The following is an 18821-nucleotide window of genomic DNA, read 5'->3' on the forward strand; positions in this document are numbered from 1 at the left end:
GAACTTTCCAGCCCCGCCGGCGTTCGAGGCGCCCCCGGAGGGGGTGGGAGGGGAACGGCAGGATCTGGAGGAGGCCGTCTAGTCGGCGGCCACGGCCTCGGCCAGCAGTCGGGGGGTGGGCGACGCGAAGAGGGCGCTCGCGCGCAGCCCCGTGGCGGCGGGGAAGGATCCGCGCAGCCGCGTGAGCAGCCGCATGGCGAGCAGGGACTGCCCGCCGTGGTCGAAGAAGTTGTCGTCGGGGCCGAGCGCGGGGGCGCCCAGCACCTCGCGGAAGAACTCCAGGACCGTGCGCAGGGGCTCAGCCTGCTCGTCCCCGGCGGCGGCCGGGGCCGGGTCCGCCACCGGATCCCGCGTCGCGGCCGGGCGCGCCGCCCACGCGGCGAGCAGGCGCTTGTCGATCTTGCCGTGCGGGCTCTTCGGCAGCACCGCGACCCGGTACAGCACCCGCGGCACCGCCCAGTCGGGCAGCTGCGCGGCCAGCGGCGCGACCAGCGCGTCCCGCTCGGCGCCGGTCAGCCGGACCGCCTCGCCGGGCAGCGGCGCCACCGCCGCGTCGGCGGGCACGGTGAAGGCCCACAGGGCCGTCGCGGTCTCCGGGTCCGGGAAGACCACCGCCTGGTCCACCTGCGCCAGCTCGCACAGGGCGCGCTCCACCCGGGCCGGTTCCAGCCGGTGCCCGCGGATCTTCACCTGGTCGTCGACGCGCCCGAGGAAGACCAACTGCCCCTCGGCGTCGATCCGCCCGAGGTCGCCGGTCACGTACAGGCGGGCGTCGGCGCCCCCGGGGCCCCGGTCCGGGTCCGGCACGAAACGGCGCGCCGTGGCCGCCTCGTCGTCGAGGAACCCGCGGGCCAGCAGCGGGCCGCCGATGTGGATCTCGCCGCTCTCGCCGTCCGGCACCGGGCGGCCGTCGCGGCGGACGCTGATCTCCACGTCCCGCAGCGCCGTGCCCAGCGGCACCTCCTCGGCGTCGGCCGGCAGCCGCCCGGTGTAGAAGGTGGAGCTGACGGTGCACTCGGTGAGCCCGTACACGTGGGCCAGGGCCGCGGACTGCCGGGCCTGCCACGCCCGGTAGGGCCGGGGGTCCATCCGCTCGCCACCGACCACCACGAGGCGCAGGGCGTCCGGGGTCGACGCACCGCTGCCGTCGAGCCAGCGGGCGTACTCCAGCCAGTACTGGGTGGACAGTTCGACCACGGTGGTCCCGGTCCGGGCCAGGGCGGTGTGGAGCTCCTCGGCGTCCAGCGCCGCGGTGTCGGCGCGGCACACGACGGCCGCGCCCGCGGCGAGCGCCGGGAACACCTCCTCGATCAGGACGTCGAAGCCGAGGGAGGCCACCTGGAGCCACCGGTCGCCCGGGGTCAGCTCCAGCCGCTCGGCGACGGCTGCGGCGAAGCGGCCGAGGGCGTCGCGCTCGACCACGGTCCCCTTGGGGCGGCCGGTGGAGCCGGAGGTGAACAGGACGTACGCCACGTCCGCGCCGGTGGCCACGACCGCCGGGCGCGTCGGCCCGTACCCGCCGTCCGGGGGCCCGTACCCGCCGTCCGCCGGTACGTGCGCGCCGTCCGGGGCGTGGTGGCCGTCGCCGAGCCACACCACCGCGGCGGTCCGGCGGACGAGCTCGGCCCGGGCGGCGGCCGGGAGCCGGTCGTCCAGGACGGTGAAGCCCGCCCCCGCCTTGAGGGCCGCCAGCATGCCGAGGACGGTACGGGCCGGGTCGGTGAAGGCCAGGCCGACCAGGCGGCCGGGGACGGCCCCGCGCCCGACCAGGTCGGCGGCCCACGCGTCGGTGAGCCGGTCCGCGTCCCGGTACGTCAGCACCCGGTCCGGCGTCACCAGGGCGGGCGCGGCGGCGTGCGCGCGCACGGAACGGTCCCACAGGCCGAGCACGTCGGCTTCGATGGCGGTGCTCACCCCGATGCCCCCCGCGTCCGCAGGAAGCTCGACAGCCCGTCGAGGCCGGCCCGGAAGGACTCCTGCGGACCGCCGAAGCCGAGCCGGGCCCCGTGCGGGGAGCCGAAGGCCGTGCCCGGGACCAGCAGCGTGCGGTGGCGGGCGAGCAGCTCCAGGCAGAAGCGCTCCACCTCGCCGGGACCGGCCGACGCCCGCTCCAGCTCGCGGAAGACGGGCAGCGCGCACACCCCTCCCTCGGGCGGGGTCCAGCGGACCAGCTCCGCGTGCTCCTCCATCCAGTCCGTCAGGAGCGCGAGGTTGGCGCGGGCCTCGGCCGCCCGGGCGCCGATGAGCACGTCGGCGTGGCGCACGGCCCGCTCGGCGACGAGTTCGACGAGCGGGGAGAGGAAGAGGGTGGTGCGGTCGCGCAACGGGAAGGTGGCCGTGAGCAGTTCCTTCGGGGCGATGGCCCAGCCGACCCGCAGCCCGGGCAGGCCGAAGGTCTTGGAGAGCGTGCCGTACGACACGGTGTTCCCGCCCTCGGCCCCGGGGTCGGGCAGGACCTCCCAGCGGTGGGCGATCTCCGCGGTGGCCGCGTCCCAGACCAGTACGGCCCCGGCGGCGGCGGTCCGCGCGGTCAGCTCCCCCAGGCCGCGCGGGGAGAGCGTGACCCCGCTCGGGTTGTGCGGGAAGTTGACGATGACGGCCGCGGTGCCGGGGGTGACCAGCTCGGCCAGGACGTCCGGGTCGATCTCGCCGTCCCGGACCGAGGCCGCGGGGAGTTCGACGACCTCGCAGCCCGCGGCCCGCGGGTAGTGCCCGAGGGAGTGGTAGATGCCCTCCTGGACGACGACCCGGTCACCGGGGTGCAGCAGCGCGCTCAGGGTGAGCGCGATGGCCTCGCTGGATCCGTGGGTGACGAGCACCCGGTCGGCGTCGCCCCCGGCGTAACGGTCGGCGATGGCCCGGCGGATGCCCGCGCCGCCCTGCGAGACGCTGTCGTCCATGACGATCTCGTCGAGGTCGGCGGCCGGGATCCGGCACAGGTCGCGGATCTCGGCGAAGGTGTACGGGTGGACACCGCTGGAGCTGATGTCGTGGATGTCGGGGCCCAGGTGCCGGCGGTACCACTCTTCGAGCACCGGGGGGTCTTCATGCCGTGGACGGAGACTGCTCATGGCTGTGCGGGTTTCCCTTCTCTACCCCTGACGGGCTTCGCGCCACCAGCGCTGCCCGGTCAGCGGCAGCGTGTCGATGGGGTCGTAGTACTGGTAGGAACCGCTGTGGGCGTCCGGATCCGCCGCCTCCAGCGGGGTGAGGAAGCTCTTGGTCCAGTGCGAGACGCCGAGGTTGCGGTCGTAGGTATCGACCTGGTCCACCCAGCGCTTGCCTGCCATCGGCACGTCGCACACGATGCGCGGGGTGGCGAAACCCGGTAGGTAGCCCATGATCTGACGCTGGATCACCTGCGCCCGGTGCAGCGGGACCCGCCAGTGCTCGGCGTTGGGGATCATGTCGCACATGTAGAAGTAGTACGGCGTGATACCGGCGTGGTCGATGAGGGCGAAGCACAGGTCGAGCAGCTCGTGCGCGCTGTCGTTGACCCCGCGCATCAACACGCCCTGGTTGCGCACGTCGTGCAGCCCCGCGTCGAGCAACGCCCAGGCGGCCCGCGCCACCGCGGGCGTGAGCTGCTGCGCCGCGTTGGCGTGGGTGTGCAGCGCGAGGCGCACACCGCGGGAGCGGGCCTTGCGGGCGAGGCGCTCGACGCCCGCCAGCACGGGAGGGGAGTTCCAGTGCTGGGGCAGGCCGATCAGGCCCTTGCTGGCGAGCCGGACGTCGCGGATCGACTCGACGTCGAGCAGGCCGTCGACGAAGCGTTCCAGGCGCGGCCAGGGCATGTTGGCCAGGTCGCCGCCGGATACGACCACGTCGCGGATGCCCGGTGCGGAGCGCAGGTGCGCCAGGATCCGCTCGGCCCGGTCGACCGGCTTGAGCTGCAGCTTGTTCTTGGCGACCTGCGGGGTGGAGTTCCCGACGAGGTCCATGCGCGTGCAGTGCCCGCAGTACTGGGGGCAGGTGGAGAGCAGCTCCGCGAGCACCTTGGTGGGGTAGCGGTGCGTGAGCCCCTCCACCACCCACATGTCCTGCTCGTGCAGGGAGTCGCGGCTGGCCATGGGGTGCGAGGGCCAGTCCGGGTGCCGGTCGGAGAACACCGGCAGCATGTAGCGGCGCACCGGGTCGTCGTAGTAGGCCTTGGTCAGCTCGCCCGGCCGGGCGGCGGGCGCCTCCGGGGCCATCGTGTTGACCATCTGGGGCGGCAGCAGCACCGACATGGTCGCGCGGTGCAGCCGGTCCTGCTCCCAGTCCTCGTAGAAGCGCTCGTCGAGCAGGTCGCCGACGACGGCGCGCAGTCCCTTCGCGTCCTTCACGCAGTGCGCGCGCTGCCACTGCGGGTCCGCCCACTCGGCCGCGGTCACGTCGCGCCACCCGGGAAGGCGCCGCCAGTCCGGCTCCACGAGCGGACGGCTTCGGTACTCGTAGACGCCCTGGAGCGCCGCTGTCCCGGTCCGGCCGCGTGCTGCCGGCTCCGTCTCGCCGCGTGCTTTCGTCACCAACCCGCCACCCGTTCCCGTCGGTTCGCCACCCTGAGTCGAAGTGGCTCGTCCCTCGTCGCTCGACACGAACCGATCTTGCAGAGCGGCGCGGTTGTACACGAGGCCCGGTTGTACGGGGCGCAGCCCGGGTGCAACCCTGTACAACGTGACGGCGTGCGGCGGGAAGCGGAAGCCGTCGCCGGACGTTGGGGGGATGTACGGGGCGGGGTGGCGGACGGGGTGCCGAAATCGGACGACCAACGCTGGAAGTGGCTGAATACCCCAGATGATGACTTGATCGATATGTCACCGGCATGTACCAATGTCCGAGAGATCCGGTGCGGAGTTCCTCCTGTCGCCTCCGGGACCTCGGACTGGTTGTACCGCCGGGCCGTACCCCGCAGATCGCGTTGTACGGCTCGACGGCGCGTGCGTTCCGTTCGCCACAATCGATCACCAGGGGAGAAGAATGCCCAGGCCAGAACGGTTACTGGACCCCAACGCCGGCCCGCTGGAGAGTTTCGCGCATGCCCTGCGCGCGCTGCGGAAGCAGGCCGGCAGCCCCTCCTACCGGGTCATGTCGAAACGGGCCCACTACTCGGTGGCGACCCTCTCGGAAGCCGCGCGCGGACTGCACCGGCCCTCCCTGAAGGTGACGCTCGCCTACGTGGCCGCCTGCGGCGGTGACCCGGAGACCTGGACGCACCGCTGGTACGCGCTCGGCCGCGAACAGGAGGGCTTCGCCGCCCACGCGCGCGGCCAGCCCGACCGCACGGGACTCGTTCCCGCACAACCGGGGATCGAACGCCGCGGCGGCGAGGGCCGGGTCGGTCAGGGCCGGGTCGGTGGCCGCGCGGGCGAGGGCCGTCTCCTCGCCGGACGCGACGGCGCACGGCGTACGGCCGCGGACGCGCCGGCCACGGACGCGCTGACCGCCGACGAACGGGCCGAACTGGCCAGTCTGCGCAGTGAGGTGGAGGAGTTGCGGCACACCAACGAGGTCCTCAAGGCGGCCTCCGCGATCTTCGCCGCGGATCTCCGCACAACCTCACAGGTCGTGTACAACTCGACCGCCCGACAAGATCGGTTGGCGTAACCGGACGCCGTACGGCCTGGGGCCCGAGGCGGATCCGGAGGAGCCCGACCGACCTTTGGGGACTGACCATGCGTGTGCTCGGAGTCAACGGCTGGCCCGGGGCCAGCCACGACGGTGCTGCCTGCCTCGTCGTGGACGGCGACGTCGTCGCCCTGGCCGAGGAGGAACGCTTCACCCGCAACAAGCACGCCTACGGGGAGGCGCCGCTGAACGCGGCCGCCTACTGCCTCGCGGAGGGCGGTCTCACCCTGGACGACATCGACGTCGTCGCCCACGGGTGGGACCTGCCCACGCTGTTCGCGGACCGCGCTCTGGAGTGGTTCGCCAGTGACGCCGACGCCCTGGAACACCTCCTGCCCAAGGCCCTGTTCCCGCGTTCCCGCGATCCCCGGCTGACCTTCGTCAACCACCACGTCGCGCACGCCGCCAGCGCCTACCACCTCTCGGGGCGCGACCGCGGCGCGATCCTGGTCCTGGACGGCCAGGGCGAGAACGAGAGCACCACGCTCGCCGTCGGCATCGACGGCGAGATCAAGACCCTGCGCGCCCACACGCCCGGCTGGTCGCTCGGCTACTTCTACGCCGCCGTGTGCGAGTACGCCGGTCTCGGCTCCGACAACGCCGGAAAGATGATGGGCCTGGCCTCCTACGGCACGCCCGGAGACCTCACCTTCGGCGGCGCGTTCGGCTTCGCCGACGAGGACTTCACCATCGGCGTCGTCCCGCCCGACCTGCGTTCGCGGGGCACCACGGACGAGGAGACCGCCACCATCCGGCACTGGCTGGAGCACCTGGAGAAGGCCCTGCCCGAGGCCCCCAACCGCTCCGTGCGCCGCTTCGACGCCCGCGCCGGACGCTTCGCGCGGACCACCGACCGGGACCCCTTCGAGTACCGCGACCTCGCGGCCACCGCGCAGGCGGCCCTGGAGCGGGCGGTCATGGGCCTGGTCCGCGGGCTGCTCCGGGAGACCGGCGAGACGACCCTGCTGATCGCGGGCGGCGTCGGCTTCAACGCCACCCTCAACGGCAAGATCATGCGCATGCCCGAGGTCCAGGACCTCTTCGTGCAGCCCCTCGCCGGCGACCAGGGCGTCTCGCTCGGCGCGGCGGTCTGGGTGGCGGCGCAGGAGGGCGACCGGATCCAGCCCATGACCGGGTCCGTCGCCTGGGGCCCGCAGTGGAGCCCCGACGAGATCCGCCGCGTCCTCGACGCCTCCGGAACCGCCTACACCGAGCCCGCGGACATCGCCGCCGCCACCGCCGGAGTGCTCGCCGCGGGCGGGGTCTCCGGCTGGTTCCAGGGCCGCGCCGAGAGCGGCCCCCGCGCCCTGGGCCACCGCAGTCTCGTCGCGGTGCCCTCGCCCGAGTCCACCCGCGACCGGGTCAACGTCCGCATCAAGGACCGCGAGGCGTGGCGCCCGTTCGCCCCGAGCATGCAGCAGGAGGCCGCCGAGGCCCTCATCGGCACCGCGACCCCGCTGCCGTACATGATCGTCACGACGCCGGTCACCGAGGCCGGCGCCGCGGCCATGCCGGCCGTCGTCCACAGCGACCGCACCACGCGACCGCAGACGGTGTCGGCCGCCGTCGACCCGCTCTACCACCGGCTCATCGGTGCGGTCGGCGGGCACACGGGCACCCCGGTCATCATGAACACCTCCTTCAACGGCCGTGACGAGCCGGTGGTGTGCAGCCCCGCCGACGCCCTCGCCACCTTCCACCGACTGCCGCTGGACGCCCTCGCCCTGGGCCCGTTCCTCGTACGCCGCCCCGCGGGCCCCCTCGGGGAGGCCGGCGCGTGACGGCTCCGGCGGACGGATCCGCCGTCGCGGTGGACGGTGCGGTGTCCGGCGCGACCGGGGTCGCCCCGGGCGCGGTGCCGGGTGCACCGGCCGCGGGCGGCGCCGTGGACGCGGATGCCCGCGCGGGCGCCGGGGAGGTGCTCGGCCGACTCGCGGAGTGGATCGCGGAGGTGGCGCTCACCGCCGGTCCGGGACAGGAGCCGGACCGGGGACGGGGAGGGGACCTGGAGCCGGGCGCGCCGCTGCGCGACCTCGGCGTGGACTCCCTCGACCTGATCCGCCTGGCCCGCCGCATCGAGTCCTCCTTCGGCGTGCGGACGCAGCTGCGGGAGCTGTTCGACCCGGAGCTCACGACCCGGGGCCTCGCGGCCCTGGTCGCCGAGCGGGCCGCCCGCCGCGGCGCCGGTGGCGCGGCCCCCGCGCCCGGCGGCGCGCACGGCCCGGTCCTGCTGGCCCCGCCCCAGGAGACGGCTTGGGAGGAGCAGGGCGCGGACCGCGCCCACTGGAACCAGGCCATGCTCTTCACCACCCGGCCCGACGTCGACCCGGGGTTCTTCGCCGAGGCGGTACGACGGCTCGTCGCCGGTCACGCGTCGCTGCGCCTGGCCGTCGAGCAGCGGCCCGCCCGGCGCCCCTTCCAGCACACCGCGGCCATGGTGACCGACGGCCCGCCCGAGGCGGCCCTCGGCGACGCGCTGGACACCGTCGACATCAGCGAACTCGCCGACGCCGCACGCGCCGACGCGATCACCCTGCGGTGCTCGGTCGAGCAGCGCTCGCTGGACCCGCGGGCGGGGCGGGTCGCCCGGTTCGTGCGCTTCGACGCGGGACCGGGCCGCCCGGGCCGCCTGCTGATCGTCGTGCACCAGCTCGCGATCGACATGGTGTCCTGGTCCGTCCTCCTCGCCGACCTGGAGGAGGTGTACACCGCCCTCGCGGCGGGCCGCCCGGACGTGTGGCCGACGGAGGACACCTCCTACCCGCAGTGGTCGCAGGCGCTGGCGGCCCACGCCCGCACCCCCGAAGCCGAGGCCGAGGCCGCCTGGTGGACCGAGGTGGCCCGTACCCCGGCCGCGCTGCCCCTCGACCGACCGGCGGCCGACCGACGGACCGGCCGCCCGGCGACCGACCACCCGGCTCCCCCGGACCCCGGGGCCGACCCGCGGGCCGCGAACACCGCGGCCACGGCCGCCACGCACCTGGAGGAGTTCCCCCCGGAGCTCACCGTCCGGCTCCACGCGGCCGCCCGCGCCCACCGCGCCCACCCCGGCGACCTGGTCCTGCACGCCCTGGGCGAGACCCTGGCCGAGCTGCTCGACGAGGAAGCCGTCCGGGTCGACGTACTGCGCCACGGCCGCGAGGAGAGCATCGGCGACGTCCAACTCGCCCGCACCGTCGGCTGGTTCACCACCACCGTTCCGGTCCGGCTCGACCTCGCTCCGGGCGCCCCGGCCGAGCGCCTCGCGCGGACGGTGGGCCACCTCGCGGCGCTGCCCGGCGGCGGCGTCGGCCACGGCGCGCTCTCCCGGCACGGCCGACCGCGGATCGCCGCCGCGCTCCGCTCCGCGCCGCCCAGCGACGTCTCCTTCGACTTCGAGGGCGACGACGCCGACTCGCTGCCCCTGGGGACCCTGCTGCCCCGACCGGCGCCCGAACCGGTCGGCGACATCACGGCCCCCCACTGGGTCCGGCCGCACCTGATCGAGGTGATCGCCACCACCGACGACGCGACGCTGCGCGTCGAATGGTGGTACTCCACCGCCCTGCACGAGGAGGCCACGGTCCGCGCGCTCGCGGCCCGCCACCGGGCCCACCTCACCGCCCTGCTCGGCGCGCTCCTCGACGCCGACGCGGGCCCGGCGACCGCTGCCCCCGTGCCCGAACCGGCCCGCTGAACGCGCCCGGGCCGCCCCGCCGAACCGCCGCCGAACCGCCGCCGAACCGCCGCCGGACGGACAAGAGAAGACGCCTGCCATGACCTTGCCCAGTGTGCTCGATCCCTTCTTCGCCATCGCCCGCTCGGATCCCGACCGGCCCGCGGTGGTCGACAACGGGGTCACCGTCGGATACGCCCAACTGGCCCGCTGGGCGGGGGCGGTGGCCGACCTCCTCGCCAGTCGGGCCACCGGTGGGCCGCGGCCGCCGGTCGGCGTCGTCGCCCACCACGGCGTCCGCGACATCGCGGCGCTGCTCGGCGTCCTCACGGCGGGCCGCGGCTACGTCCCCGTGGCCGACGGGCCGCCGGGCCACGCCGAGGCGGCGCTGCGGGCGGTCGGCTGCCGGGAGCTGGTCGCCACCGCCGAGAGCGGCGACCTGCCCGCCGTCGACCGGGTGGTGCGGCCCAACTGGGGCCGCACCGGAGCCCCCGTACGGGAGGCCGGGGAGCCCGTACGGGCCGATGACCCGGCGTACGTCCTGTTCACCTCGGGGTCCACGGGCGCCCCCAAGGCCGCCTCGGTCCCGCACGGGGCGCTGCACGCGGTCCTGCCGCACCTGCGCGAGCGGTACGGCGTCGGGCCGGACACGGTCGCCCTCAACTTCCACCGCGCGGACGGCGACACGAGCCTGGAGGAGATCCTGCCGACCCTGCTCAGCGGCGGGCTCGTCGTGCTGGACGAGGACGGCGAGGCGGACCTCGACCGCGTGCTGACCGAGCACGAGGTGACCCTGGTCAACCTGCCCGTGGACTACTGGCACCTCTACACCGGTCATCTGCTCGATGCCGGGCGGGAGTTGCCCCGTACGGTCGAGACCGTCGTGATCGGCGGCGAGGCCGTCCGGCCCGACATGCTGGAGCGGTGGCACCGGCTCGGAGCGGACGGCGTCGTACTGCTCAACACCTACGGGTCCACCGAGACCGCGCTCGTCACCCACACCGCGGTCCTCTCCGGCCCGGGCGCCCCGGTGGACTTCCCGGCCGGGGTGCCGATCGGCCGTCCGCTGCCGTCGGTGCGCCAGGCGGTGGTGGCCCTGCCGGAGGCGCCCGCCGGTACGGGCGAACTCTGGCTCTCCGGACCGCAGTTGGCGACGGGCTACCGTGACGACCCGGGCCGCACCGCCGACCGGTTCGTCACGGCGGACCTCGGCGGCGGGACCGACCGCTGGTACCGCACCGGGGACCTGGTGACCGAGGCCCCCGACGGCTCGCTCGTCTTCCACGGCCGCGTCGACCACCAGGTCAAGATCCGCGGCCACCGGGTGGACCTGCTGGACGTCGAGGAAGCCCTGCGCCGCTTGCCGGGCGTCACGGCGGCCGCCGCGGCGGAGCACACCAAATACGCCCACACCGAGCACGCCCACACCACCCTGACGGCCTTCGTGGTCCTTCCCTCCGGGGCGGGGAACACCCCTGCGGACGCCTCCATGACCGCCGCGGCGGACGACGGGGCGGGCGACGCAAGGGGCGACGGGGCGGACGTAGGGGCGGCCCTGCGCGCGCAGTTGCGGCGGGTGGTGCCGGCGCCGCTCGTGCCCGACGTGATCGTCGTCGTGCCCGCGCTCGCGCACACCCGCACCGGCAAGGTGGACCGCGCCGCGACCCGGGACCGGCACCTGTGAGGAATCCGCTCTTCGACGCCTCCGTCTCCCCCGCCGCCGTCCCCGAGGCCGATGCCCGCGGCCCCTGGGCCTACCTGTGGTGGCTGGTGCGCGTCCGCCCCTGGCCGCTCGTCCTCGCCGCCGTGCTCGGCACCGTCTGGATGGTCCCGCTCGCCCTGGTCCCGCTGATCATCGGCCGGGCCATCGACGAGGCCGGGCAGGGATCCGGGCACGCGGGCCTCTACCTGTGGTCGCTGCTCGCCCTCGCCCTCGGCCTGGTCCAGGCCCTCGCGGGCGCCGGGCTGATCCAGGCGGCCATCGGCGCCGAGGCGCACGCCGTCTCCACCACGCACCGGGTCCTGGTGCGCCACGTGGTCCGCCTCGGCGCCACCCTGCGCGGCAAGGCCCGCTCCGGGGACGTGGCCGCCTCGGCATCGGCCGACGTGGAGAGCATCGGCAACGCCTTCGAGGTCATCGGCCGCACCATCGGCGCGGTCATCGCCGCGGTCCTGGTGGCCGTGGCCCTCACCGTCACCTCGCCCGTGCTCGGACTCGCCGTGCTCATCGGCGTTCCCGCGGCCGTACTCGGCATCGGCCCCTTGCTGCGACCCCTCCAGGAACGCGACGAGGCCCAGCGCGAGCAGATGGGCATCGCCACCTCGCAGGCGGGCGACATCGTCGCGGGGCTGCGCATCCTGCGCGGCATCGGCGGGGAGGCGGGCTTCGCCGAACGCTTCCGGCGCACCAGCCAACAGGTGCGGCGGGCGGGCGAGTCGGCCGGCCGGATGGAGGCCTGGTTGCAGGCGGCCGGTGTCCTGCTGCCGGGTCTGGTCACGGTGGGCATCGTGTGGCTCGGCGCCCGTCTCGCGCTGGACGGCACCATCAGCGCCGGTGAACTCGTCGCGTTCTACGGCGCGTCCGCCTTCCTCACCCTGCCGGTGAGCACCGCCACCGAGGCCGCCGAAACCCTCAGCCTCGCCAAGGTCGCGGCCGGCCGGGTCTGCACCCTGCTGCGCCTGACCCCGCAGGCCGACCGCCCCACGGACCCCGAACCCCTGCCCGCGGGCACCCTCGGGCTCGTCCACACGGACGCCGGCATCACCGCCGGGGCGGGCCTGCTCACCGTGGTCACCGCCCCCGCCGACCGCACCGGCGACCTCGCCGATCTGCTCACCCGCCCCGGAGCCCACCCCGGGCCGACCGCCGTCCGGCTCGGCGGCGTCCCCCTGGACCGGACCGACCCGGACGAGCTGCGCGTACGGGTGCTGCGCTCGGGCCCGTCCGACACCCTGTTCAGCGGCGCCGTACGGGAGGAGCTCACCGCCGGGCGGGATCGACCCCGACAGGACCTGGACCGGGCGCTGTTCGCCGCCGATGCCGGTGATGTCGTCGACGCCCTGCCCGGTGGCTTGGAGGCCCGGCTGGACGAGGGGGGCCGGACCCTGTCCGGGGGCCAGCGCCAGCGCCTGATCCTCGCCCGCGCCCTGCTCGCCGCCCCCGACGTGCTGGTCCTGGAGGACCCCACCTCCTCCGTCGACGCGCACACGGAGGCGCGCATCGTCGACCGCGTGGCGGCGCTGCGCGCCGGGCGGACGACGGTGGTGTTCAGCGACAGCCCGCTGTGGCGGAGCGTCGCCGACCACCGGCTGACCCTCCCCCCGGACCCGTCGCCGACCCGGACCCCGACCCGCACGAGCCCCACCGAGGACGCCGACCCCGGCGCCCCCGACCGCCCCGCAGGAGTGCCCTCATGACCACCGCGCCCACCCGCTCCCCCGCGTCCGGCCCCGACGCCGGGCGCCCGGGCACCGGTCCGAACGGGGGCGGGGCGAATCCGGACGCGGGGCCGGACGCCGACCCGGCGGCCGGGCCCGGCGGCGCGCCCCGGCGGCTCCCGCTCGCCGACCGGGCGGCGGTGCGCCGCTGGATCGGCGCCTTCGTCCGGGGCGAGGCCCGCCGCCTGACCCTCACCTTCGGCCTGTTCGCGGCCGCCCTGATCGCGAGCCTGGTCGGCCCCCAACTGCTGGGCCACCTCGTCGAATCGGTCAAGAACGGCACCACCGCGGCCCGGGTCGACACCCTCGCGCTCGTCTTCGTGGCGATCCTCGTCGGCCACGCCCTGCTCGCCCGGGCCGCCCGCACCCAGGCCACCCTGCTCGGCGAGCGCGTCCTCGCCCGCACCCGTGAGGACTTCGTGCGGCGCGTCCTCGGACTGCCGCTGTCCGAAGTGGAGTCCGTGGGCACCGGCGACCTCCTCAGCCGCGCCACCACCGACGCCGACCGCCTCAACGAGAGCATCCGGCAGGCCGTTCCGCGCATCGCGCTGGCCGCGGTGACCCTCGTCTTCACCATCGCGGCGATCCTGCTCACCTCACCGCTCCTCGCCCTCGGCCTGCTGGCCGGGGTGCCCTTCGCCGCGTTGTCCACCTGGTGGTACCGGCCGCGCGCCACCCGTGCGTACGAACGCCTCCTCGCCGAGGAGGCCGAGGTGCTGGCCGCCACGCACGAGACCACCCGGGGCGCGGCCACCGTCGAGGCCCTCGGGCTCGGCCCCCGCCAGGTGCGCCGCCACGGCGCGGCCGTCGACCGGGTCGTGCGCACCCGCCAGCGCACCACCTGGCTCCAGACCGTCTGGTTCCCCAGCCTGGACCTCGCCACCATGGTCCCGATGGCCCTGACCCTGCTGATCGGCGGTCTCGCCTACCAGCGCGGCGAGGTGGGCCTCGCGGAGCTGACCGCCGTGGTCCTCTACGTCCAGGCCCTCGGCGAGCCCCTCAACGACCTGCTGACCTGGACCGACGAACTGCAGATCGGCAACGCGGCGCTGCGCCGGATCCTCGGCGTCGACCTGCTGCCCCGCGAGGAGCCGCGCCCGCCGGCGGCCACCGACGGCCACGTCATCCGGTTGGACGGCGTCGGCTTCGACTACGGGACGGGCCCGGAGGTGCTCGCGGGCATCGACCTGGAGATCGCCCCGGGCGAGCGGCTCGTCGTGGTCGGGGCCTCGGGGGCGGGCAAGTCCACGCTGGGCAAGCTCCTCGCGGGCGTGCACCTGCCCACCCGGGGAACCGTGAGCATCGGCGGCGCCCCCCTCACCACGCTGCCGGTCGGCCAACTGCGGCGCGAGATCGTCCTCGTGACCCAGGAGCAGCACGTCTTCACGGGCACGGTACGGGACAACCTCACCCTGGCCCGCGACGGCGCGGATCCGGCGCCGGAGCCGGGCGGGGCATCGGAGCCGGGCGGGGCACCGGACTCGGCCGCGGCACCGGATCCGGTGGCGGACGCGCTGGCGGACGCCGCGCTGTGGGACGCGCTGGAGACCGTACTCCTGGGGGACTGGGCCCGATCCCTGCCCGAGGGCCTGGACAGCGAGATCGGGCCGGGCGCCGCGCCGGTGTCCGCGTCGCACGCGCAACAGCTGGCGCTCGCGCGCCTGCTGCTGTCCGATCCGTACGCCCTGGTGCTCGACGAGGCCACCGCGCTGCTGGACTCGACCGCCTCGCGGCGCGTCGAGCGCTCCCTCGCCGCGCTGATCGAAGGGCGCACGGTCATCTCGATCGTCCACCGCCTCGACTCCGTGCGCGACGCCGACCGCATCGCGGTCATGGAGCGCGGGGAGATCGTCGAACTCGGCAGTCATGACGCCCTGTTGGCGGCCGACGGGGCCTACGCGGCGCTGTGGCGCTCCTGGGACGCGGCCCGCCGCCCGTGAAGGCACCCGGACGGGCCGCACCACGGCCCGTCCGGCTCCTCGCCGCCCCTGCCCCGCGCGGCGTCAGTTGACCTCGCGCTCGAAACCGGCCCAGTACGGCTCGCGCAGCTTGAACTTCTGGATCTTCCCCGTGGCCGTGCGCGGGATGGCGGTGCGGAACTCGACGGACGTCGGCGCCTTGTAACCGGCCATCCGCTGCTTGCAGTGGGCGATGATGTCGGCCTCCTGCGCCGCCGCCCCGTCGACGAGGACCACGAGCGCCTTGATCGTCTCGCCCCACTTCTCGTGCGGCACTCCGATGACGGCGACCTCGGCCACCGCCGGGTGGCTGAAGATCGTGTCCTCCACCTCGATCGAGGAGACGTTCTCCCCGCCGGTGATGATCACGTCCTTCTTCCGGTCGGCGATCGTCAGGTGTCCGTCGGCCGCGTCGATCGTGCCGCCGTCACCGGTGTGGAACCAGCCGTCCTCCAGGGCCGCGGCGGTCTCCTGCGCCTTGTCCCAGTAGCCGTCGAGCACGACGTTCGACCGGGCCAGGACCTCGCCGGAGTCGGACACCTTCAGCTTGACCCCGAGCGCCGGCAACCCCGCCCGCGACAGCTTGCGCGCCCGCTCCTCGGCGGGCAGCTCCGCGTCGGAGGGCCGCGCGCGGTTGAAGGTGAGCAGCGGCGAGGTCTCGGTCAGGCCGTAGATCTGGGTGAACTCCCAGCCGAGCTCGTCGCCCATGCGCTGGATCGTCCGGCTCGGCGGGGGCGCACCGGCGCAGATGACCCGTACCCGGTCCCGTCCCGGGATCTCGCCCTCCCAGGTCGCCGCCGCGTCCAGCACCGAGTTCCACACGGCGGGCGCGCCGCACATCAGCGTGACGCCGTGCTCCTCGACGCGTCGCAGGATCTCGGCGCCGTCGACCTTGCGCAGGACGACCTGCTTGACCCCGAGCCCGGCCATCACGTAGGGCATGCCCCAGCCGTTGCAGTGGAACATCGGCAGGGTGTGCATGTAGACGTCGCGTTCCCACACCCGGGCGTGCAGGGCGAAGGTGAGCCCGTTGACCCAGATGTTGCGGTGGGTGAGCTGCACGCCCTTGGGCCGGGCGGTCGTGCCCGAGGTGTAGTTGATCGTCGCCGTCGCGTCCTCGTCCGGGTGCGACCACGGGCGCGGTTCGACCCCGAAGCGCATCACGTGCCGCTCGGTCTCCTCGCCGAAGACGAAGCGGTGGCGGGCGGTGATGCCGGAGAGCGCCGCGTCGAGCTCGGGGTCGACGAAGAGGACCGAGGCGCCGCTCTGGCGCAGCATGTAGTCGATCTCTTCGGGCTTGAGGCGGAAGTTGATGGGCACGCAGATCCGGCCGCTCATCGGCACGGCGAACAACAGCTCCAGCATCCGCGCCGAGTTGTGGCTGACCACCGCGACCCGCTCGCCCTCGCCCACGCCGAGCGCGTCCAGCCCCGCCTGCCAGGCGCGGACCCGCTCGCCGAACCGTCCGTACGTCGACAGCGGTACGGGCGGCCCCGGTTGGTCCGGCTCGTCGATCACGCCGGGGCTGGCGGCGAACCCCAACTCCGCCCGGTCGAGGAAGTCCGCGACGGTCATCGGAATGCGCATGGTTCTCTCCTGTATCGGGTGCATCGGGGTGCCGGCTTCACGTAGGGGGAGTCTGGCACGGACCTCCCGGGTGGGCGGGGGTCACCCGGCGAGCGCCCCGAAACGCACGCCGTCAGCCCCCTCGCCGCCCGTCCCCTCGCCGTCCGTCCCCTCGCCGCCCGCGCCTTCCTCCGCCATCCACCGGAGCAGCGACTCCCCCTCCTCGACGATCGCGCGCCGCTGGGCGCCGGTGACCTCGTCGAACAGCTCGACGGTCAGGCCGTCGCCGGTGGCTTTCCACACCCCGGCGAGGAATCCGTCGACGAGCAGGGTGCGGTAGGCCTGATTGCCCTTCCAGGTACGTCCCTTGAGCGCGGCGGGGACCACGCGCGTACGGTCGGCGTGCGAGAGGAGCAGGTTGTCGAACTCGGGTAGGAAGCGGGGCGGGGCCGGGGTGCCCGCGTCCGGTCGGGGCGCGTCCGGCAGGTCGAAGAGCTCGACGCCGTTCTCGTCCCGGAAGACGAGGAGCTCGGGCCGCAGCCGCTCGAAGGCCTCGCGCAGTCGGGTGAGCCCGGCCCAGACCTGCATGTCCTTGACGGACGCGGGCCCGAAGGCGCCGAGGTAGCGGAGCACCACCTCGTCCACGGCGGGCGGCGCCGGGGCGTCCGCGCGGTCACCGAGCCAGTTCTCGAGCGTGGTGAGCCGGACCTGCCCGCTGCGTCCCCACACCCCGCGCGGCGTGACCTGGACCAGGGGCAGCTTGCAGCGCGCGGCGACCGCGAGCGAGGCGGGGTCCGCGTCCGGCCACTCGGCGAGCAGCTCCGTGCGCAGCTCCCCCATGGTGCGCGGCGCGCTCTCGACGCGGGCCCGCGCGACGTCGGCGAGGCGCTCCAGGTCGACCCCGACGAGCCCCTTGCGGAAGTTCCCGATCTCCCGGTCCCGGGCGGGTTGCACCAAGGAGCGCAGGGCGAGGGCGTCGGCCGCGGTGTGGGTGTGGATCGTGGACCTCATCGTCACCATGCGCACGACCTCGCGGGACTCCATCGCCCCGGCCAACTCCGCGGCGCGGAAGCCGAGGAGGCGTGCCTGGAGCTGGTAGTAGGGCGGCTTCACGTTCTGCGCCTGGAGCCCGACGAGGTGCGCGACCGCGTCCCCCGCGGAGCGCCCGGTCCGCTCGAGGAGCAGCTGGCGGGCGAGGGTGGCACGGTTCAGCGCGCGGGCGTCGAGCACGGGCGCGCGGTCGGCGTGGTGCGGTGTCGTGGAGGCCATGACCTCACGCTAACCCGCCTTGCGGACAGCTTCTGTCCGCAACTGACGACCCACCGTCCCGCCCACCCCGTTTGCACACCGATACCCGGCATATTCCGCATATCCTTCACCCACGCGCACGCACACCTTCCACCCCTCACGGAAGCGGGACCCCGATGCCGGAGCGCCCGGACCGCCGCCGCCCCACGCCGCCCCCGCACCCGCCGGAGCCCACCCCCGCGGCCCCGGGCCACCGGAGCGTGGTCGACTCCGCCGTCTACCACGGGGGCCGCAGGATCGCCTCCCCCACCAACCTCGCCGAGACCTTCCGCCGCCTGCGCGAACAGCCCGGCGGCATGGCCTGGATCGGCCTGCACCGCCCGACGGAGTCCGAACTCCACTCCCTCGCCGCGGAGTTCAACCTGCACCCGCTCTCCATCGAGGACGCCCTGGAGGCCCACCAGCGCCCCAAGCTGGAGCGCTACGGCGACACCCTCTTCGTCGTGCTGCGCGCCGCCCGCTACCTGGACGCCCTGGAGGAGGTCGACTTCGCCGAACTGCACATCTTCGTCGGCCCCGACTTCCTGATCACCGTCCGCCACGGCGCCGCCCCGGACCTCCCCGCGGTCCGCCGCCGGATGGAGGAGACCCCGCAACTCCTGGCCCTCGGCCCGGAAGCGGCCCTCTACGCCATCCTCGACGTCGTGGTCGACGGCTACGCCCCGGTCGTCGAGGGCGTCCAGAACGACATGGACGAGATCGAGACCGAGGTCTTCCGCGGCGACCCCGAGGTCTCCCGCCGCATCTACGAACTCTCCCGCGAAATGGTCGAGTTCCAACGCGCCACCCGCCCCCTGGTCGGCATGCTCCACAGCCTGATGGCGGGCTTCGCGAAGTACGGCACCGACGAGGAACTCCAGCGCTACCTCCGCGACGTGGCGGACCACGTGACCCACACCAGCGAACGCGTCGACGGCTTCCGCCAGGCCCTGACCGAAATCCTCACGGTCAACGCCACCCTGGTCTCCCAACAACAGAACGCCGAAATGCGCGCCCTGGCCGAAGCGGGCTTCGAACAGAACGAGGAAATCAAGAAGATCTCCTCCTGGGCCGCCATCCTCTTCGCCCCCACCCTGGTCGGCACCATCTACGGCATGAACTTCGAGACCATGCCGGAACTGAAGTGGGCCGCGGGCTACCCCTTCGCGATCCTGCTGATGGCCGTGGTGTGCGTGAGCCTGTACCTGGTCTTCAAGAAGCGCGACTGGTTGTAGGGGCGCGCGACGCCCCGCCGCGGGTGGATACCCGGCGGAAAGCCGGTGGATATTGGCGGCTTGGTGGGTGGATAG

Annotated in this window: 12 protein-coding genes; 7 read left to right on the plus strand and 5 right to left on the minus strand. The window is 74.5% G+C overall.

All coding sequences use genetic code 11. The annotated features are described in order from the left end of the window. Positions 1-78 precede the first annotated feature (78 nt). The 3 genes from ACFWAR_RS31215 to ACFWAR_RS31225 are packed head-to-tail and all read right to left on the minus strand — an operon-like array spanning position 79 to position 4508. Positions 79-1914, minus strand: a complete 1836-nt coding sequence (locus tag ACFWAR_RS31215; RefSeq protein ID WP_385784347.1) for a non-ribosomal peptide synthetase — start codon at positions 1912-1914, stop codon at positions 79-81. Further along, on the minus strand, positions 1911-3035 hold the full coding sequence (vioD, locus tag ACFWAR_RS31220) for a capreomycidine synthase (RefSeq protein WP_385784350.1): 1125 nt from the start codon (positions 3033-3035) through the stop codon (positions 1911-1913). The genes ACFWAR_RS31215 and vioD overlap by 4 nt, the downstream gene beginning before the upstream one ends. Positions 3036-3092: 57 nt before the next feature. Beyond that, positions 3093-4508 carry a KamA family radical SAM protein gene (locus ACFWAR_RS31225; protein WP_385784352.1) on the minus strand — a complete coding sequence of 472 codons (1416 nt, stop codon included), beginning with the start codon at positions 4506-4508 and terminating at the stop codon, positions 3093-3095. 451 nt (positions 4509-4959) lie between these two features. Here ACFWAR_RS31225 and ACFWAR_RS31230 point away from each other — a divergent pair, with 451 nt between their 5' ends. The 6 genes from ACFWAR_RS31230 to ACFWAR_RS31255 all read left to right on the plus strand — a co-directional run bounded on the left by ACFWAR_RS31230 (position 4960) and on the right by ACFWAR_RS31255 (position 14640). Next, positions 4960-5586 carry a helix-turn-helix domain-containing protein gene (locus tag ACFWAR_RS31230; protein WP_385784355.1) on the plus strand — a complete coding sequence of 209 codons (627 nt, stop codon included), beginning with the start codon at positions 4960-4962 and terminating at the stop codon, positions 5584-5586. A gap of 68 nt (positions 5587-5654) precedes the next feature. After that, positions 5655-7388, plus strand: a complete 1734-nt coding sequence (locus tag ACFWAR_RS31235; RefSeq protein WP_385784358.1) for a carbamoyltransferase — start codon at positions 5655-5657, stop codon at positions 7386-7388. Further along, complete coding sequence (locus ACFWAR_RS31240) at positions 7385-9283, plus strand: condensation domain-containing protein (RefSeq protein ID WP_385784361.1); 1899 nt, start codon at positions 7385-7387, stop codon at positions 9281-9283. Before ACFWAR_RS31235 ends, ACFWAR_RS31240 begins: the two co-directional genes overlap by 4 nt. Before the next feature lie 79 nt (positions 9284-9362). Next, a complete protein-coding gene (locus ACFWAR_RS31245) occupies positions 9363-10946 on the plus strand; it encodes an AMP-binding protein (protein ID WP_385784364.1) in 1584 nt (527 codons plus the stop codon). Next, on the plus strand, positions 10943-12679 hold the full coding sequence (locus ACFWAR_RS31250; protein ID WP_385784367.1) for an ABC transporter transmembrane domain-containing protein: 1737 nt from the start codon (positions 10943-10945) through the stop codon (positions 12677-12679). The genes ACFWAR_RS31245 and ACFWAR_RS31250 overlap by 4 nt, the downstream gene beginning before the upstream one ends. Next, entirely contained in the window at positions 12676-14640 is a 1965-nt protein-coding gene (locus ACFWAR_RS31255; protein WP_385784371.1) for an ABC transporter ATP-binding protein, read from the plus strand. The genes ACFWAR_RS31250 and ACFWAR_RS31255 overlap by 4 nt, the downstream gene beginning before the upstream one ends. A gap of 63 nt (positions 14641-14703) precedes the next feature. Here the strand turns inward: ACFWAR_RS31255 and ACFWAR_RS31260 are convergent, their stop codons facing one another. Both ACFWAR_RS31260 and ACFWAR_RS31265 read right to left on the minus strand, forming a co-directional pair. Beyond that, a complete protein-coding gene (locus ACFWAR_RS31260; RefSeq protein WP_385784374.1) occupies positions 14704-16245 on the minus strand; it encodes an AMP-binding protein in 1542 nt (513 codons plus the stop codon). 81 nt (positions 16246-16326) lie between these two features. Further along, on the minus strand, positions 16327-17493 hold the full coding sequence (locus ACFWAR_RS31265) for a winged helix DNA-binding domain-containing protein (RefSeq protein WP_385784377.1): 1167 nt from the start codon (positions 17491-17493) through the stop codon (positions 16327-16329). 155 nt (positions 17494-17648) lie between these two features. On the opposite strand from ACFWAR_RS31265, the gene ACFWAR_RS31270 reads away from it, so the two are divergent. Then, positions 17649-18746 (plus strand): magnesium and cobalt transport protein CorA, encoded by a 1098-nt coding sequence (locus ACFWAR_RS31270; protein ID WP_385784380.1) that lies wholly within the window; start codon positions 17649-17651, stop codon positions 18744-18746. Positions 18747-18821: the final 75 nt, after the last annotated feature.

Origin of the sequence: Streptomyces sp. NPDC059917, from assembly GCF_042730635.1 — a bacterium.
Lineage (GTDB): Bacteria > Actinomycetota > Actinomycetes > Streptomycetales > Streptomycetaceae > Streptomyces.